Below are 15006 nucleotides of genomic sequence, written 5' to 3' on the forward strand. Positions count from 1 at the left end.
CGTAACGGCGTATCTCATAGAGATACAGGAAAGGTGGCGTCGTGGAACTCACTCGCCGAAGGATCCTGCAGATGGGCGGGCTGGCTGCCGCGGCGCTCGCCACCGGGTGCGCGACCACGCCGAAGACGGCCGGAACGGGAACGGCCGCGGCGGGAGCGGCCGGCGCGCCGCTCGTCGTCGCCTCCCCGGCCCTGACCAACTCCCTCGACCCGGCCGCCGCGCTCTCCAATGTGGGAGCCACCTTCAGCGCCCAGGTCTACGAGCCGCTGCTCACGTTCGGCGCGGACGGCAAGCTGGAACCGGCTCTGGCCACCGCCTGGCGCGTGATCGACGAGCTCACGGTGGAGTTCACGCTCCGCCAGGGTGTGAAGTTCCACCGCGGCGGCGCCTTCGACGCCGCCGCGGTCAAGGCCAACGTCGATCGGCTGCTCTCCGGTGACCCGGCGTTCGCCTTCCGCGTCGGGCAGATGGGCACGCTCTCCGGCGCGGAGGTGGTCGGCCCGGACACCGTGCGGATCACGACGGACAAGCCTGACCCCATCCTGCTGAACCGGCTGGCCAGGCTGGCCATCACCGACCCGGCGATCTTCAAGGAGAAGCCGGGCAGCGTCGCCTCGGGCACCGGCCCCTTCAAGGTCACCGCCTACGCCCCGGCCAAGAGCATCGACCTGGAGGCGTTCCCCGACGCCTGGCGGAAGTCCGAGAGCGTCAAGTCCGCCCGCATCGTCTCCATCCCCGACCCGGGCACGCTGACCACCGCGCTGCGCACCGGCGAGATCGACGGCGCCTACGGCCTGCCGCCCTCGGTGGCGGCGGAGCTGGCCGGCTCGTTCGTCGTGAAGCCCGTCCCGGCCGGATCCTGCGCGATCCTGAGCATGATCGGCGAGGTGGAGCCCAAGCTGCGCGACAAGCGGGTGCGGCTGGCGCTCAACCTGGCCGTCAACAAGGAGGAGTTCGTCGCCTCCGGGCTGTCGGGCTACGGCGAGGTGCCCAACGGGCAGCTGCTCCAGCCCGGCTACCTCGGTCACGACCCCTCGCTGGAGGCCTTCCCGCACGACCCCGAGCGGGCCAGGGCCCTGCTCAAGGAGGCCGGCGCCGAGGGCCTGACCCTGAACATCGCCACCACCGCCCTCTTCAAGCAGCAGGCCGAGATCACCGCCGGCTACCTCGCCAAGGTCGGGATCAAGTGCGAGGTGGTCATCCAGGACCTGTCGAGCTTCATCACCTCGCTGCTGAAGAAGAGCGAGACCCCCCTGCTGTACTGGCAGACCGACTACGTCGACCTGCACGACATCTCCGGCGTCAACCGCCTCGGCCCGCAGCCCAAGGGTGTGCAGCGGCACGTGGAGGACGAGGAGTACATCAAGCTGTTCGCGAGCAGTCAGACCGAGATGGAGCCGGCCAAGCGGGAGACGATCATCAAGGCGATGGCCAAGCGGCTCCATGACGAGGCCGGGGTGGTCTTCCTGGCCTGGCCGCAGACGGTCTACGTGCACTCGTCCAAGTCCGACCTGACGCTCAACAGCGACGGCAACGTACTGCTCGCCGAATCCAGGAAGGGTGCATGAAGACAGACCGTACGGGCCCGCGCGTGCTGCGCGCGGGCGCGGTATGGCTGGTCCGGCTCGCCGTGACGGTGCTGGGTGTACTGACCCTGCTCTTCTTCCTGCTGCGTCTGTCCGGTGATCCCGCCGCGGTCCTCGTGGGCCCCGGCGGCACCCTGGAGGACATCGAACGGGTCCGCCGCGAGCTCGGCCTGGACCTGCCGCTGTGGACGCAGTACGGCGCGTTCCTCGGCGATGTCGCCCGGCTCGACTTCGGCGTCTCCGCCTACACGGGGGAGCCCGCCATCTCGGCGGTGCTGGTCCGGCTGCCGCTCACCCTGCAGGTCGTCGGTGCCACGCTCGCGCTCGCGCTGCTGATCGGCGTCCCGCTCGGCATGCTCGCCGCGGCCCGGGCCCGCCGTCCTTCCGGCCGGGCGATCACGGCGGGCGCGGCGGCCGCCCAGGCGGTCCCGAACTTCGTGCTCGGCATGCTGCTCCTGCTGGTCTTCGCGCTCTGGCTCGGCTGGCTGCCGAGCTACGGATCGGAGAGCCCGCTGCACTCGGTGCTCCCGACGTTGACCCTGGCCGCCTTCACCGTCGCCCGCGTCGTGCGGCTGGTGAGGGCCGGCCTGCTGGAGGCGCTCTCGCAGGACTTCATCCGGACGGTCCTGGCCAAGGGCGGCAGCCGCCTGCGCGTGCTGGCGCGACACGCGCTGCCCAACGCCTTCCCGCCGGTGCTCGCCTTCCTCGTGGTCGACAGCGCCTACCTGTTGTCCAGCACGGTGATCGTCGAACAGCTCTACGCCTACGACGGGATCGGCAAACAACTGGTGGACGCGATCTTTCAGCGGGACTACCCGATCGTGCAGGCGACGGTGTTCGTGGTGGCGGTACTGGTGGTCGCGGTCAGCGCGGTCGGCGACGTGCTCGGCGCGCTCGCCGACCCCAGGGTCAGAAGGGAGGCGGCCGGATGAGGCCGTCGGTGCGGATCGCGTTGGCGGGACTGGTGCTGATCGCGCTCGCCGTGGCGGTCGGGCCGCTCCTGCTCGGCGTGGACGCGCTGGAGCAGGATCTGCCGGCCAAACTGGCGCCGCCGTTCTGGATGGAGGGCGCGCTGGCCGGCCACCCCCTCGGCACCGACCAGCTCGGCCGCGATCTGCTGGCGCGCGTCCTGGTCGGCGGGCGGACCTCGCTGCTGGTGGGCTTCGCGGCCAGCACCCTGGCCTGCGCGGTGGGAATCGTGGTGGGGCTGCTCTCGGGCTACCTCGGCGGCTGGATCGACCGGTTGATCATGGGCCTGGGCGACCTGTGGATCGCCTTTCCCTTCCTGGTGCTGGCGATCGCGACCATCGGTGTCGTGGGCTCCTCGACCCCGATCCTGGTCACACTGCTCACCCTGGCCGGCTGGGTCACCTCGGCCAGGGTGACCCGGACGATCGTCAAGCAGGTCAGGGGAGAGGACTACGTGGCCGCCTCGGTCGGTGCGGGCGCCGGTCACCTGAGCGTGCTGACCCGGCATCTGCTGCCCGCGGTGGCCAGTGCCAACCTGGTGATGTGGACCTTCGTGGTCGGCACGATGGTGCTCGTCGAGGGCGGCCTGTCCTTCCTCGGTCTGGGCGTGCGTCCCCCCGCCCCCTCCTGGGGCACGATCCTCAGCGACGGGCGCGAACTGCTGGAGACGGCCTGGTGGATCCCGCTGTGGCCGGGACTGGCGCTCACCCTGACCGTGCTCCTGGTCAACCTGCTGGGCGACGGACTCCGTGACGCCCTCGATGTTCGGATGGACGACCATGCTTGAGGTGAAGGACCTGGTGGTGACCGCCGGCGGCGTGCGGATCGTGGACGGCGTCTCCTTCGAGGTACGGCCGGGCGAGGTGCTCGGCATGGTCGGCGAGTCGGGCTCCGGCAAGACGATGACCATGCTCGCGGTGGCCGGTCTGCTGTCCGGCCCCGCCAGGGTCGCCGGGGGGACGGCCGTCCTGGACGGCACCGAGCTCACCGAGGCCAGGCTCGAACGGCTCAGGGGACGCCGGATCGGCTTCGTCTTCCAGGACCCCGCGACGTCGCTCAACCCGCTCATGCGGGTCGGCACGCAGATCTCGGAGGTGCTGCGGATCCACGGCGTGAGTCGCGGCGAGGCGCGGCGGCGGGCCGCGGAGCTGCTGGAGCAGGTCGGCCTCGGCCCGGAGCGGGCCGGGAGGTATCCGCACGAACTCTCCGGCGGGCAGCGGCAGCGGATCGTGATCGCGATGGCCATCGCACTCGGGCCGTCGCTGCTGATCGCGGACGAGCCCACCACCGCTCTGGACGTCACGGTCCAGGAGCAGGTCATGCAGGTGCTGCGTACCGCGCAGCGGGAGACGGGAGCGGCGACCGTGCTCGTCAGCCACGACCTCGGCCTCGTCGCCGAGGCCGCACACCGGATCGCGGTGATGTACGCCGGCCGCCTGGTCGAGACGGGAACCGTGGAGGAGGTCCTCGGCGCGCCCCGCCACCCCTACTCCGCCGCGCTCATGCGGTCCCGGCCGCGAGTCGGCACGGGCCGGGGGCCGCTGCCGGTGATCCCCGGGTATCCACCCGCGCCGAAGTCACGACCACCCGGCTGCGCGTTCCATCCCCGCTGTCCCGTCGCGCTCGACCGCTGCGCGAAAGAGACCCCGCCGCTCGTCGGCGGCGTGGCCTGCTGGGCGGTGCAGGATGGCTGAACCGCTGCTCCGCGTCACGAACCTGCGCAAGAGCTACGGCGCGCTGCACGCGGTGGACGGTGTGACGTTCGAGGTCGACCGGGGCGAGACGCTCGCGATCGTGGGCGAGTCCGGCTGCGGGAAGTCGACGCTGGCCCGGTGCGTCGCGCGGCTGACGCAGCCCACCGGTGGGAGCGTGCGCCTGGACGGGGTGGAGCTGGCCCCCCTGTCACGGCGGCGGCTGCGCCCGCTGCGATCCCGTTTCCAGCTCGTCTTCCAGGATCCCTCGACCTCGCTGAATCCGCGCTGGACGGTCGGGGAGATCGTGCGGGAGCCGCTGCGCCTGCAGGGCGTGCGCGGGGACGTGCCCGGCCTGCTCGCGGAGGTGGGCCTGGACCCGGGACTCGCCGACCGCCACCCGCACCAGCTCTCCGGCGGGCAGCGGCAGCGGGTGGGCATCGCGAGGGCGCTGGCCCTCTCCCCCGACCTGCTGGTGCTCGACGAGCCGGTCACCGCCCTGGACGTCTCGGTGCAGGCCCAGATCATCAACCTGCTGCTCCGGCTGCAGGAGGAGCGCGGCCTGGGCTACCTGTTCATCTCGCACGACCTGGCCGTGGTGAGCGCCGTCGCCCATCGGGTCGCGGTGATGCGCGCCGGCCGGCTGGTCGAGACAGGGCCGGCCGAGCAGGTGCTCGGCCGGCCCTCGCACGACTACACCAGGGCACTGGTCGCGGCCGTCCCCGGCACCTGACCGCTACGCGTGTGCCACGACCGGGCGCGCGAGACCGTAGTGCCCGCGAAGGGTCCGGCCCTCGTACTCGGTACGGAACAGGCCCCGGCGCTGCAGTTCCGGCACCACGTGGTCGACGAAGTCGTCCAGGCCGCCGGGCAGCGTCGGGGGCATCACGTTGAAGCCGTCGGCGGCGCCTTTGACGAACCATTCCTCGATCTGGTCGGCGATCTGCTCGGGGGTGCCCGCCACCACGCGGTGCCCCCGGTTGCCGGACAGGCGGCGGATCAGCTGTTCCAACGACAGGTTCTCCCGCCGGGCCATGTCGACGATGACCCCGGCCCGGCTCCGCTGGCCCTCGACCACCCCGGGGATGTCGGGCAGCGGCTGGTCGAGCGGGTGCTCCGTCAGGTCCACGCCGAGCATCTCGGAGATCGTGGCGACGGTGGACTCGGGAACGACCAGCGCCCCGAGCTCCTCCTGCAGCTGTGCCGCCTCACGCTCGGTGGAACCGACGATGGCCGACAGGCCCGGCAGGATCGCCACCTCGTCGGGGTTCCTGCCGTGCTTCACGACCCGCTTCTTGAAGTCGGCGTAGAACGCCTGGGCCGAGTAGATGACCGGCTGCGCGGTGAAGACGGCATCGGCGTAGCGGGCGGCGAACTCCTTGCCGTCCTCCGAGGAGCCGGCCTGGACCAGCAGCGGCCGGCCCTGCGGCGAGCGGGGGATGTTCAGCGGCCCGCTGACCTTGAACCGCTCTCCCTGGTGTTCGACGGCGCGGACCTTCTCCTTGTCCGCGTAGATGCCCTCCGCCTGGTCGCCGAGGACGGCGCCGTCCTCCCAGCTGTCCCAGAGCTTGGTGACCACGTCCACGAACTCGGTGGCCCTGGCGTACCTGACGGCGTGCGGCGGAAGGCTCCCGCCGAAGTTGCGCGCCTCCGACTCGCTGGCCGAGGTGACGATGTTCCACCCGGCGCGGCCGCCGCTGATGTGGTCCAGCGAGGCGAACTTGCGCGCCACGTTGAACGGCTCGTTGTAGGTGGTGGACATGGTGGCGATCAGGCCGATGTGCTCGGTGACCACCGCCATCGCCGCCAGCATCGTCAACGGTTCCAGTCCGCCCAGGGTGTGGTACTTGATGTCACCCCAGAAGGACAGGGAGTCGGCCAGGAACACCGAGTCGAGTTTGCCCCGCTCGGCGGTCCTGGCCAGCTCCTGGTAGTGCCGGATATCGGTGACTCTGGATGGGTCCGCGCCCGAGGTGCGCCAGGCGGCCTCGTGGTGACCCACCCCCATGAGGAAGGCGTTCAAGTGGAGCTTTCTCATCTCATCCTCCAGCCCCGCGTGGTGTTTCTCATAGAGAAACTTTGTTTCGAGGAAGGAGACTAGCAGGATTGGATCACGAGTCGTGGTCCACCACGGCACGGGCTGCGAGCCTCGGGTGGAGCCAGGCCGCCACCTCGAGATGCGCCGGGTGCTCCTGGTATCCGCGCAGTTCCTCGGCGGACTCGTGCCGCGTGATCAGGCACAGGTGGTAGGAGACCGGCGACCCGATCACATCCAGGCCGACGACGAGATCCCGGATCTGCTCGACCCGGCCTCCCATGCCTTCCAGCAGCTCCCCGGCCTTCGGCGCGTCCCTCGGGTCGGCGAACTTCATCAGCACCACGTGGGTCAGCACGATTGCCTCCTAGACATTTCCTCCGGTTTCGCGAGATCCTATGTCTCGGAAACACCGTTTCTCTAGACGTAACAATCGAGGAGTGCACATGGTACGCGTCGCCGCGGCGCAACTCGAGACGGGCCAGGACCCGGCCGCCAACCTGGCCGCCTGTCTGCGCGCGATCGACTCGGCCGCAGCCCAGGGAGCCGAACTGATCGTGCTGCCCGAGTTCTGCAACCACCTGTCCTGGTACGAGGACCGCGCGCACGCCCGGCGGCTGGCCTGCCGCCACGGGGACCCGTTTCTCACCGCGATCTCCGAGCGGGCCGCCGGGCACCGCGCGTATGTCAAGATCGGTGTCACCCTCGCCAGGGAGGACGGGCGCACCACCGGCGCCTCCCTGCTCTACGGCCCGGACGGCGCCCTCCTCGGCGAGGCCGACAAGCAGACCCTGATGGGCGCGGAGAACGACCACCTCGATCCCGGGACGGCCGTGGGCCCGGTGATCTCGACCGAACTCGGGCGGCTCGGCATGTACGCCTGCATGGAGGGCGTGATCAGCGAGGTCACCCGCGGGCTGACGCTGCGCGGCGCGCAGGTGCTGCTCAACAGCCTGAACTCGTTCGCCGTGGACGAGGCGAGCCTGCACATCCCCGTCCGCGCCGCCGAGAACAAGGTGTGGGTGGTCGCCGCCAACAAGGTCGGGCCGCTGATCCCCGCCGACATGCTGGAGTCCGTCGGCGCCGGGCTCGGCGTCCCGCCGGAGTGGCTGCACGGCGCGGGCGAGAGCCAGATCGTCGCCCCGGACGGCACGGTCGTGGCCAGAGCACCGCGGGCCGGCGAGGCCGTGGTCGTCGCCGACATCGACGTGACCCTCGCCGACTCCAAGCTCCGCCCCGACGGCACCGACATCCTCGCCGCCCGCCGCCCCGCCCTCTACCGGCCGATCGCCGCCGAGCCCCGCGGCCGCCGGGCGCCCGCCGGAGCCGAGCGCCTGACCGCTGCCGTGGTCAGACCCCGCGACGAGCCGGGCACCGCCGAAGAGCTCATCGGACAGGCGGCCGCGGGCGGAGCGGAACTGATCGTGCTCCCCGAGCTGTGCGGGGTGAGTGCCGAGGAGGCGGCGCGAGCCGTCCGCGGGACCGCGGCGCACGTGGTGCTCAGCGAGATCCACCAGGGGGCGCACGAGGGACTGCTGATCTCGGGCGAGGGGGTCGTGGGACGGCAGCGTGCCCTGCACCCCGTCACCCGGCACGCCGGGCGGGTCACCTCGCTGGGCGACGGCCTGGAGATCTTCGAACTGCCCTGGGGCCGGCTCGCCGTCATCGTCGGCGACGATGCCCTGTTCCCCGAGACGTTCAGGCTGGCGGCGCTGGCCGACGCGGACGTCGTCGCGGTGCCGTTCACCCCCTCCGAAGCCTGGGAGCTGGAGTACGGCCTGTTGGAACGGGCCGCGGAGAACCGGCTCAACGTCGTCGCCGCCGGCCACGACGGACCGGCCGGCCTGGCCGGGGCCATCTTGGCCACCCCCCGGGACTTCACCCTCTGGACCGCCTGGGAAGGCCCGTTCAGCGGCCGCATCAGCCACCCGATCGTCACCCCGGTCAAGAACGGTGACCGCTCGGTAAGCGCCGATCTCCACCCGGCGCAGGCCGTCAACCGACACGTCTCACGCGGCACCGACCTGGTGGACGGCAGACCGTGGCGGCTGGTGGACGCACTTCAGAAAGGAAACCGATGAAGGAAACGTTGCAGTACGTCGAGCAGATGCTCGACGAGTCCCCGGTCATCGACGTCACCGAGACCTTCGAGCAGCTGCGCACGATACTCGCCGAGCTCAAGGCGAAGATCGACGCCAGGTTCGAGCTGACGCGCGACCCCTCCAGCGACCGGTTCGACAGCTACGGCACCTATCCCGACGGGCCCGGCGGCCGGATCGAGGCCTACACCGGGCCGGAGATGGACTGGATGGTCCACTCCTGGCTGGGCAACCCGAAGGCGAGCTTCACCAACCTGCACCTGACCGCCTGGCTGGGCCCGCAGATCAACGTGCCGCACCTGGGCATCGCGCTGCTGGTCTGGCCGGAGGGCTGGTTCTACCAGGACTTCATCCCGCGGGTCAACCCGGTCGAGCACGGCGACTACCACGACCGCTACTACGCGCCGCTGGACGCCGACTGGGTGCGGTTCAAGGAGGAGAACCCGGACTTCACCTGGTTCACCAGCCGGGCCGGGTTCGTTCGCGCGAGCCTGTCGTCCAACGCGTACTGCTACTCCTTCCCGCGCGCCCAGCAGCACATCAACGTGGTCCGCGAACTGCTCCACGCCCGCGTCGACCGCTGGCTGCGCTGGGTGGACGAGGCCGACCCGGTGCCCGAGGCCGACCGGCCCGCGCTGGCCGCGACCGACCTGGCGATCCGCCGGAACATCGCCGACCGCGACCCGGCCAACGTCATGGGCGTGCGCTACTTCGGCGAGGAGACGACCGACAAACTGGTCCGGGCACTGTGGGGCGGCGACCGCGTGCTGCCGAGGCCCACATGATCCGATCGCTGTGGTGGGCGGCGAAGACCGGGGGCGACCCTCCGTTCGACACCTCGCACCTGAAGGTCTACTACCCGGCGGCGCCGGACGGTGACCGGCTGACCGGGGTGTTCCGGCCGGAAGGCGGGCCGTACCCGGTGGTGCTGTTCCTGTCCGGGATCAACGTGGGTCAGGACGCCTACCGATGGCTCGCGACCGAGATCGCGGCCGCCGGGTTCGTCTGCGTGACCTTCGACCGGGTGGGCGAGTTGTTCGGCGGCGAGTACGGGCTGACACCCGGCGTCGACCTGGACGCCGCCCGGCCCGGGAGCTACGGCTCACGCCCGACCTGCCCGGCGATCTCGGAGATCCTGTCCGCGCTGGCCGAGATCGACCTGCTGAAGGGCGCGATCGACCTGGAGCGGGTCGCGCTCGGCGGGCACTCGGCGGGCGGCTCCCTGGTCCTGCAGTCGGCCCGGCACTTCCCCGAGGTGAAGGCCGTGTTCGCCTACGGCGCGCACACCATGGTGGCCACCATGCTGGGCTGGCCCGCGGGGACCGTGGTGCCCGCCCAGGTGGACTGCCCGGTCCTGCTCTCGGTCGGCACCAGGGACGGCGTGATCATGGGCAGCTCGGACCGGTACGGCCAGGAGGAACACCCGGCCGATCCCGTCACCCGGACGTTCGACGAGGCACTCACCGACCGGGACGGATCCCACCTGCTGGCCGTCATCGAGGGGGCCAACCACTTCGGGATCGCCGACCCGGTGGACCCGACCGCCGCGCGGGCCTTCCTGGACCTGCCGGCCGAGGCCGAACCACAACCGGTCCTCGCCGGACTGATCACCATGTTCCTGCGAACACACCTGTGCGGTGACGACCACGCCCGGTCGGAACTCGACGGCCTGCCTGGCCTGCATCGCCGTTAGGAGGAGAAGTGCTGAAGAACTTCTGGTACGCGGTCGAGTTCGCCCACGTGGTCGACAGCAGGCCGCGACGGATCACCTGCCTCGGTCAGGACTTCGTGATCTGGCGCAAGCGCGACGGCAGCGTGGCGTGCCTGTCCGACCTGTGCGTGCACCGCGGCGGCGCACTGTCGATGGGCAAGGTCGTCGAAGACCGCGTCGTCTGCCCCTACCACGGCTGGGAGTACGAGTCGGACGGCGCCTGCATGAAGATCCCGGCCAACCCGCCGGGGCGGGGCATCCCGAAGAAGGCGCGGGTGGACGCCTACCCGGTGGTCGAGAAGTACGGCATGGTCTGGGCCTTCCTCGGCGACCTGCCCGAGGAGGAGCGGCCGCCGATCCCGCACATCCCCCAGCACGACGACCCCAGGTACCGCGCCGTCTACTGGGAGACCGTGCTGGAGGCCAACTACGAGCGCGCCCTGGAGAACGTGGTCGACGCGGCCCACACGCCGTTCGTGCACGGCAGCGCGTTCGGCGACCCGGGCAGGCCGGAGATCCCCGACTACGAGGTGACAGAGACCGAATGGCACGCGGAGGCCGACGTACAGTTCAGCCCGCCGCCCGCGCCCGGCATCTGGGGCATGCTCTACCGGACCAAGGAACGCCAGCCTGTGGTGGTGAGCAACGGCTGGTACCTGCCGAACATCGTCAAGCTGCACGTGCGGCTGCCCTTCGGCGACCTGATCCTGTACGACCACAACATTCCGCTCAACAGGGACCGGACCCTCGTGAAGATCGTCGGTTACCGGACCTTCTACACCGGCAAGTGGGCGGACGCCAGCGCGGCCAAGCGGATCGGCAAGATCTTCGAACAGGACCGGCCGATCGTCGAGAACCAGCGGCCGGAACTGCTGCCCTTCGACCTCTCCGCCGAGCTGCACATCCGCAGTGACGCCCTCCAGGTCTCCTACCGGCGGCGCCGCCAGCAGCTGATCGACCGGGGCTGGTGGATCGGCGAGGACGACGACGCCGACAGTGCCGCCGCGCGCCGCGAGGCCACGGTGATCCCCTCCCCGGCCCGCCGCGACAATCCCGAACTCGCCCGCGCCTGGGTGCACAAGCCCCGAGGAGAGAACACCGATGAGCCTGCCCGCCGCGCTGAATGAGCGTGTCCTCGACCGCCTGCTCGCCGCCACCGAACTGTCCCCCATCGCGGACACCGATCTGACCAGCCCGATGTCCCCCGCCCCGGTGGGCCGGCTGCGCACCTTCGGCCCTGCCGCCTCGGAGCCCGCGGGCGACGCGCGACCGGCGAAGGTGGTGGCGGTCAGCCTGGTGGTGCCGATGATCGGGCTGGACAGTCACATGATCTTCGCGTTCACCCGGCCGGAGTCGGCCGTGCCGCACTTCACGCTGGACGCGGTCGCCTCGGCCGACTATCACGCCATGCACCTGGACCTGATCCCCCGCCTCGAACTGGCGACCCATCTGGGGTATCTGGACGCCTGCTTCCTGCCGCTGACGGAGCCACTGGAGGCCGCCTGGAGGATCGACGGCGTCTCCCCCGCCGCGATCGGCCCCCGCCAGCGGGCGATGATGTCCCCCTGGATGGTGGTCTGCCGGGCCACCGAGGATGCCTTCGCGAAACTCGGCCCGACCGTCGACACCTACCTCGACCACTGGCTGAGCCTGCTCGAGGCGGGTGTGCCGGATCAGGGCGACACCGACCTCGCCGCCCGGGACACGGCCAACCGGGCCAACCTGTTCAGCCCGGAGGTGGACCCGGTCTGGCACCAGGTCACCCGGCTCATCGGCGCGGAACAGTCCGACCTCGTACGTGGAGAACTGATCTCGTGACCGACACGACGCAACCCAGCGAATGGCAGCGGCGCATCGCCGGAGAGTGGCACGGCCGCCCCTCCCTGTTCGACGCCACCGGCACCTGGCAGGGATACGAGGACATCCGCCGCTCCTCGGACTTCGTCGACGGCGTGACCACCTACTACATGGACGGCGGCCTGGAGGGCGGCGGCCCCATGGCCGGAAGGTTCCGGCTCGGCGCCCCGTTCGCGTTCGGCGTCGTCGACTCCGACGCCAACCGCGTCTACACCGGCCCCGACTTCTACGGCACCGGCCAGCCGTACGGTTCCTTCGTCGACTCCCACTACTACGGTCCCGGCTGGCAGGTGGACCTCAACACCTGGAACCAGGTCCTCGCCGACGACGACGTCCAGGTCTACTCCTCGATGCTCTACCAGGGTCCCGCCGTGGTCGGCTGCTTCAACGGCCTCTACACCCGAGACCCCGCCAAGGTGGCGGACTGGCTGGCGGCCGAGACCCGGAACGGGCCGGTGCCCCACATCCTGCCCACCAAGACCCCGGGAGCCTTCTCCGGCACCTGCGAGGTCTTCGGCGCCGACCAGAAGCCGCGCGGCACCGTGGACGTCACGGTCGAGGTGGAACCGCTGGACCTGCTGCGGGCCCGCCACCACGTCACCTGGTCCGGAGCCCTGGACCGCCGCCACACCGTCGAGGTGCGGCGTGACGGCTTCCGCTCCTTCTACGAGGGTCCCGAGGCCTGGGGCAACGCGCAGGCGTACGGCCGGGCGAACTACTCCAGCCTGCACTTCCGCGACGTCTGGAAGCTCAAGGGGCGCGAGTTCATGATCGACGCCACCCCGGGGATGAGCGCCGGCAAGACGATGGCGGTCGCCTACGAGCTGTTCGACGGCAACGTGCTGTCCGCCGTCGTCCACGGGGTACTTCGATGGTCGTAGTCGTGACGGGCGGCACCAGGGGCATCGGGCTCGGGCTGGTCAGGGAGTTCCTCTCCCGCAAGCAGCGAGTCGCCTTCTGCGGCCGCAGTGACGAGTCCGTCAAGAAGGCGCTGGCCGCGCTGGACAGCGATCAGGTGCTGGGGATGGCGGCGGACATGGCCGACCGCGCCCAGGTTCAGGCGCTGTGGGACGCGGCCGTCGACCGGTTCGGCTCGGTCGACATCTGGATCAACAACGCCGGGATCTCCCAGACACGCGGGCCGCTCTGGGAGCTCCCGGCCGCCGAGGCGGCGGCGGTCGTCGACGTGAACCTGACCGGTGTGGTCAACGGCAGCGCGGTCGCCATCAGCGGGATGATCGAGCAGGGTCGCGGCCACGTGTGGAACATGGAGGGTCTGGGCAGCGACGGCCGTACGGTCGCCGGTCTGTCCGTCTACGGCGCGAGCAAGCGGGCGGTGACCTACCTCACCCTGGCACTCGCCAAGGAGGTGCCGCCCGGTGTCTCGGTCGGCCTGCTCAGCCCCGGCATGGTCGTCACCGACCTGCTCATCCACGACTACACGCCGGACGAGCTGGCCAAGGCCGCCCGGATCTTCAACATCCTGGCCGACCGGGTCGAGACCGTCACCCCGTGGCTCGCCGAGCAGGCGCTGACCCGGACCCGCAACGGCGCCCACGTCCGCTGGCTGACCCAGGGCAAGATCCTCGCCCGGTTCGCCTCGGCCCCCTTCTCGAAACGCCGGGTGATCCCGTGAGCGAGTATCCCGTCCCCCTCGCGGTGGAGGACTTCGTCCCGGTCGTGCTGACGACGTGCGGTGTCATCCTGCTCACCCGGCATGTGGACGCCAGATACCGGCCGGGTGTGTTGCTCGCCGCGGTTCTCATCGGTGCCGGCGGGCTGGCCAAGGCGTCGTGGAAGCTCACCGTCGCGCTCGGCGGCCCGGACCTGACCTGGCTGGAGCAGCTGCTGTTCCCGCTGCTCACCGCCGGGTTCGGGCTGCTGGCCTGGATCCTGGTCAGCCACCACCACTCCCGGACGCCCCGCTGGGTCCCGCCGCTGGTGATCGGCCTGTCCCTGCTGTGCGCGGGTGGCGCCGCGCTGGCCGGGGGCATGTTGCCGCTGCTGGTCAGCACCACGGTCTTCGCCACTCTCAGTGGCGTCCACCTGATCCTGGCCGCCCAGCGGAACCGCGACCCGCTCACCGCCGCCCTGTTCGGCCTGCAACTCCTGGGGTTCTTCATCCTCAGCCCGCTGGCCGCCCGACCCGACCAGACGCTGGCCCTGCAATGGGTCGAACAACTGTCCAACAGCGCGGCACAGGCCGGATTCGCGATCGCCGCGTTCCGGCTGTGCCGCCCCCGACGGCTGGAGGCCGTACGATGACCGACGCGCTCGGCTGGCGCCGCAAGTTCGGCGTGATCGCCCCGTCCACCAACACGATCGTGGAGCCGGACTTCTACCGGATGACCGTTCCCGGGGTCACCGCGCACTTCAGCCGCATCCACATCCGCGACCAGAACATGGCCGGGAACGAGGGCATGGAGCGCCTGCTCGACCAGATCCGCGAGGAGATCGGCTCGGCCTGCGAGCGGGTGATGACCTGCGAGCCGGACTACATGGTGATGGGCATGTCCGCCGAGACCTTCTGGGGCGGTGTCGAGGGCAACCGGCAGTTCGTCAAGCAGATCCACGACCTCACCGGCCTGGAGGTGGCGACCGGCGCGGAGGCGTGCGAGCGGGCGCTGAACCTGTACGGCGCGCGCAGGCTCGGCGTGGTCACCCCCTACCAGCCGGTCGGCGACGAGAACGTGGTGCGGTTCTTCTCCGAGATCGGTTTCGACGTGGTCGCCATCGAGGGCCTGAAGTGCCCCACGGCCGTGTCGATCGCGCACGTCACCGAATCCACCCTGCGCGAGGCGCTGATCGAGGTGGACTCCCCCGACGTGGACGCGATCGTGCAGTGTGGCACCAACCTGTCCATGGTCGGCCTGGCCGACGAGGCCGAGCGGTGGCTCGGTAAGCCGGTCATCGCCATCAACGCCGCCACCTGGTGGATGGCGCTGCGCGACAACGGCGTCGAGGACAAGGTGTACGGCGCGGGCCGGCTGCTGCGCGAACACTGAGGGCCCGTCCTCGACCACCTCACCCCGGCCGCGCGAACACCAGAGGCCCCGCC

16 protein-coding genes are annotated in these 15006 nt (G+C 70.7%); 14 read left to right on the forward strand and 2 right to left on the reverse strand.

Annotated elements, in window-relative coordinates:
* Positions 1-41 precede the first annotated feature (41 nt).
* From AB0K21_RS41025 to AB0K21_RS41045, 5 genes are read left to right on the forward strand one after another with little or no spacing between them, the layout of a single operon-like run.
* Positions 42-1568 carry an ABC transporter substrate-binding protein gene (locus tag AB0K21_RS41025; protein WP_343963056.1) on the forward strand — a complete coding sequence of 509 codons (1527 nt, stop codon included), beginning with the start codon at positions 42-44 and terminating at the stop codon, positions 1566-1568.
* Positions 1565-2518, forward strand: coding sequence for an ABC transporter permease (locus AB0K21_RS41030; protein ID WP_343963057.1), 954 nt, complete (start codon positions 1565-1567; stop codon positions 2516-2518). The genes AB0K21_RS41025 and AB0K21_RS41030 overlap by 4 nt, the downstream gene beginning before the upstream one ends.
* Complete coding sequence (locus tag AB0K21_RS41035; RefSeq protein ID WP_343963058.1) at positions 2515-3342, forward strand: ABC transporter permease; 828 nt, start codon at positions 2515-2517, stop codon at positions 3340-3342. Before AB0K21_RS41030 ends, AB0K21_RS41035 begins: the two co-directional genes overlap by 4 nt.
* On the forward strand, positions 3335-4249 hold the full coding sequence (locus tag AB0K21_RS41040; protein WP_364157965.1) for an ABC transporter ATP-binding protein: 915 nt from the start codon (positions 3335-3337) through the stop codon (positions 4247-4249). Before AB0K21_RS41035 ends, AB0K21_RS41040 begins: the two co-directional genes overlap by 8 nt.
* Entirely contained in the window at positions 4242-4979 is a 738-nt protein-coding gene (locus tag AB0K21_RS41045) for an ATP-binding cassette domain-containing protein (protein WP_343963060.1), read from the forward strand. Before AB0K21_RS41040 ends, AB0K21_RS41045 begins: the two co-directional genes overlap by 8 nt.
* Before the next feature lie 3 nt (positions 4980-4982).
* On the opposite strand, the gene AB0K21_RS41050 is transcribed toward AB0K21_RS41045, so the two are convergent.
* Both AB0K21_RS41050 and AB0K21_RS41055 read right to left on the reverse strand, forming a co-directional pair.
* Positions 4983-6284: an LLM class flavin-dependent oxidoreductase gene (locus AB0K21_RS41050; protein ID WP_364157970.1), complete on the reverse strand. Its 1302-nt coding sequence runs from the start codon at positions 6282-6284 to the stop codon at positions 4983-4985.
* A gap of 73 nt (positions 6285-6357) precedes the next feature.
* Positions 6358-6639: a Dabb family protein gene (locus AB0K21_RS41055; RefSeq protein ID WP_343963063.1), complete on the reverse strand. Its 282-nt coding sequence runs from the start codon at positions 6637-6639 to the stop codon at positions 6358-6360.
* Between the two features lie 88 nt (positions 6640-6727).
* Between AB0K21_RS41055 and AB0K21_RS41060 the strand changes: the two genes are divergently transcribed.
* Genes AB0K21_RS41060 through AB0K21_RS41100 form a run of 9 tightly spaced genes read left to right on the forward strand, consistent with a single transcriptional unit; the run spans position 6728 to position 14953 of the window.
* On the forward strand, positions 6728-8362 hold the full coding sequence (locus tag AB0K21_RS41060; RefSeq protein ID WP_364157974.1) for a nitrilase-related carbon-nitrogen hydrolase: 1635 nt from the start codon (positions 6728-6730) through the stop codon (positions 8360-8362).
* Positions 8359-9165 (forward strand): oxidoreductase, encoded by an 807-nt coding sequence (locus AB0K21_RS41065; protein ID WP_364157977.1) that lies wholly within the window; start codon positions 8359-8361, stop codon positions 9163-9165. Before AB0K21_RS41060 ends, AB0K21_RS41065 begins: the two co-directional genes overlap by 4 nt.
* Entirely contained in the window at positions 9162-10073 is a 912-nt protein-coding gene (locus AB0K21_RS41070) for a dienelactone hydrolase family protein (RefSeq protein ID WP_343963067.1), read from the forward strand. Before AB0K21_RS41065 ends, AB0K21_RS41070 begins: the two co-directional genes overlap by 4 nt.
* An 8-nt stretch (positions 10074-10081) precedes the next feature.
* Positions 10082-11218: an aromatic ring-hydroxylating dioxygenase subunit alpha gene (locus AB0K21_RS41075; protein ID WP_364157981.1), complete on the forward strand. Its 1137-nt coding sequence runs from the start codon at positions 10082-10084 to the stop codon at positions 11216-11218.
* On the forward strand, positions 11193-11909 hold the full coding sequence (locus AB0K21_RS41080; RefSeq protein ID WP_364157984.1) for a hypothetical protein: 717 nt from the start codon (positions 11193-11195) through the stop codon (positions 11907-11909). Before AB0K21_RS41075 ends, AB0K21_RS41080 begins: the two co-directional genes overlap by 26 nt.
* The gene (locus tag AB0K21_RS41085; RefSeq protein WP_343963070.1) at positions 11906-12829 is read left to right on the forward strand and encodes a hypothetical protein; all 924 of its coding nucleotides are present in this window, start codon (positions 11906-11908) and stop codon (positions 12827-12829) included. The genes AB0K21_RS41080 and AB0K21_RS41085 overlap by 4 nt, the downstream gene beginning before the upstream one ends.
* The gene (locus tag AB0K21_RS41090) at positions 12820-13584 is read left to right on the forward strand and encodes an SDR family oxidoreductase (protein ID WP_364157988.1); all 765 of its coding nucleotides are present in this window, start codon (positions 12820-12822) and stop codon (positions 13582-13584) included. Before AB0K21_RS41085 ends, AB0K21_RS41090 begins: the two co-directional genes overlap by 10 nt.
* Positions 13581-14213, forward strand: coding sequence for a hypothetical protein (locus AB0K21_RS41095; protein WP_343963072.1), 633 nt, complete (start codon positions 13581-13583; stop codon positions 14211-14213). The genes AB0K21_RS41090 and AB0K21_RS41095 overlap by 4 nt, the downstream gene beginning before the upstream one ends.
* A complete protein-coding gene (locus AB0K21_RS41100) occupies positions 14210-14953 on the forward strand; it encodes an arylmalonate decarboxylase (RefSeq protein ID WP_343963073.1) in 744 nt (247 codons plus the stop codon). Before AB0K21_RS41095 ends, AB0K21_RS41100 begins: the two co-directional genes overlap by 4 nt.
* The last annotated feature ends 53 nt before the right edge of the window (positions 14954-15006 follow it).

The sequence above is a fragment of the Streptosporangium sp. NPDC049248 genome (assembly GCF_040678965.1).
Lineage (GTDB): Bacteria > Actinomycetota > Actinomycetes > Streptosporangiales > Streptosporangiaceae > Streptosporangium > Streptosporangium fukuiense.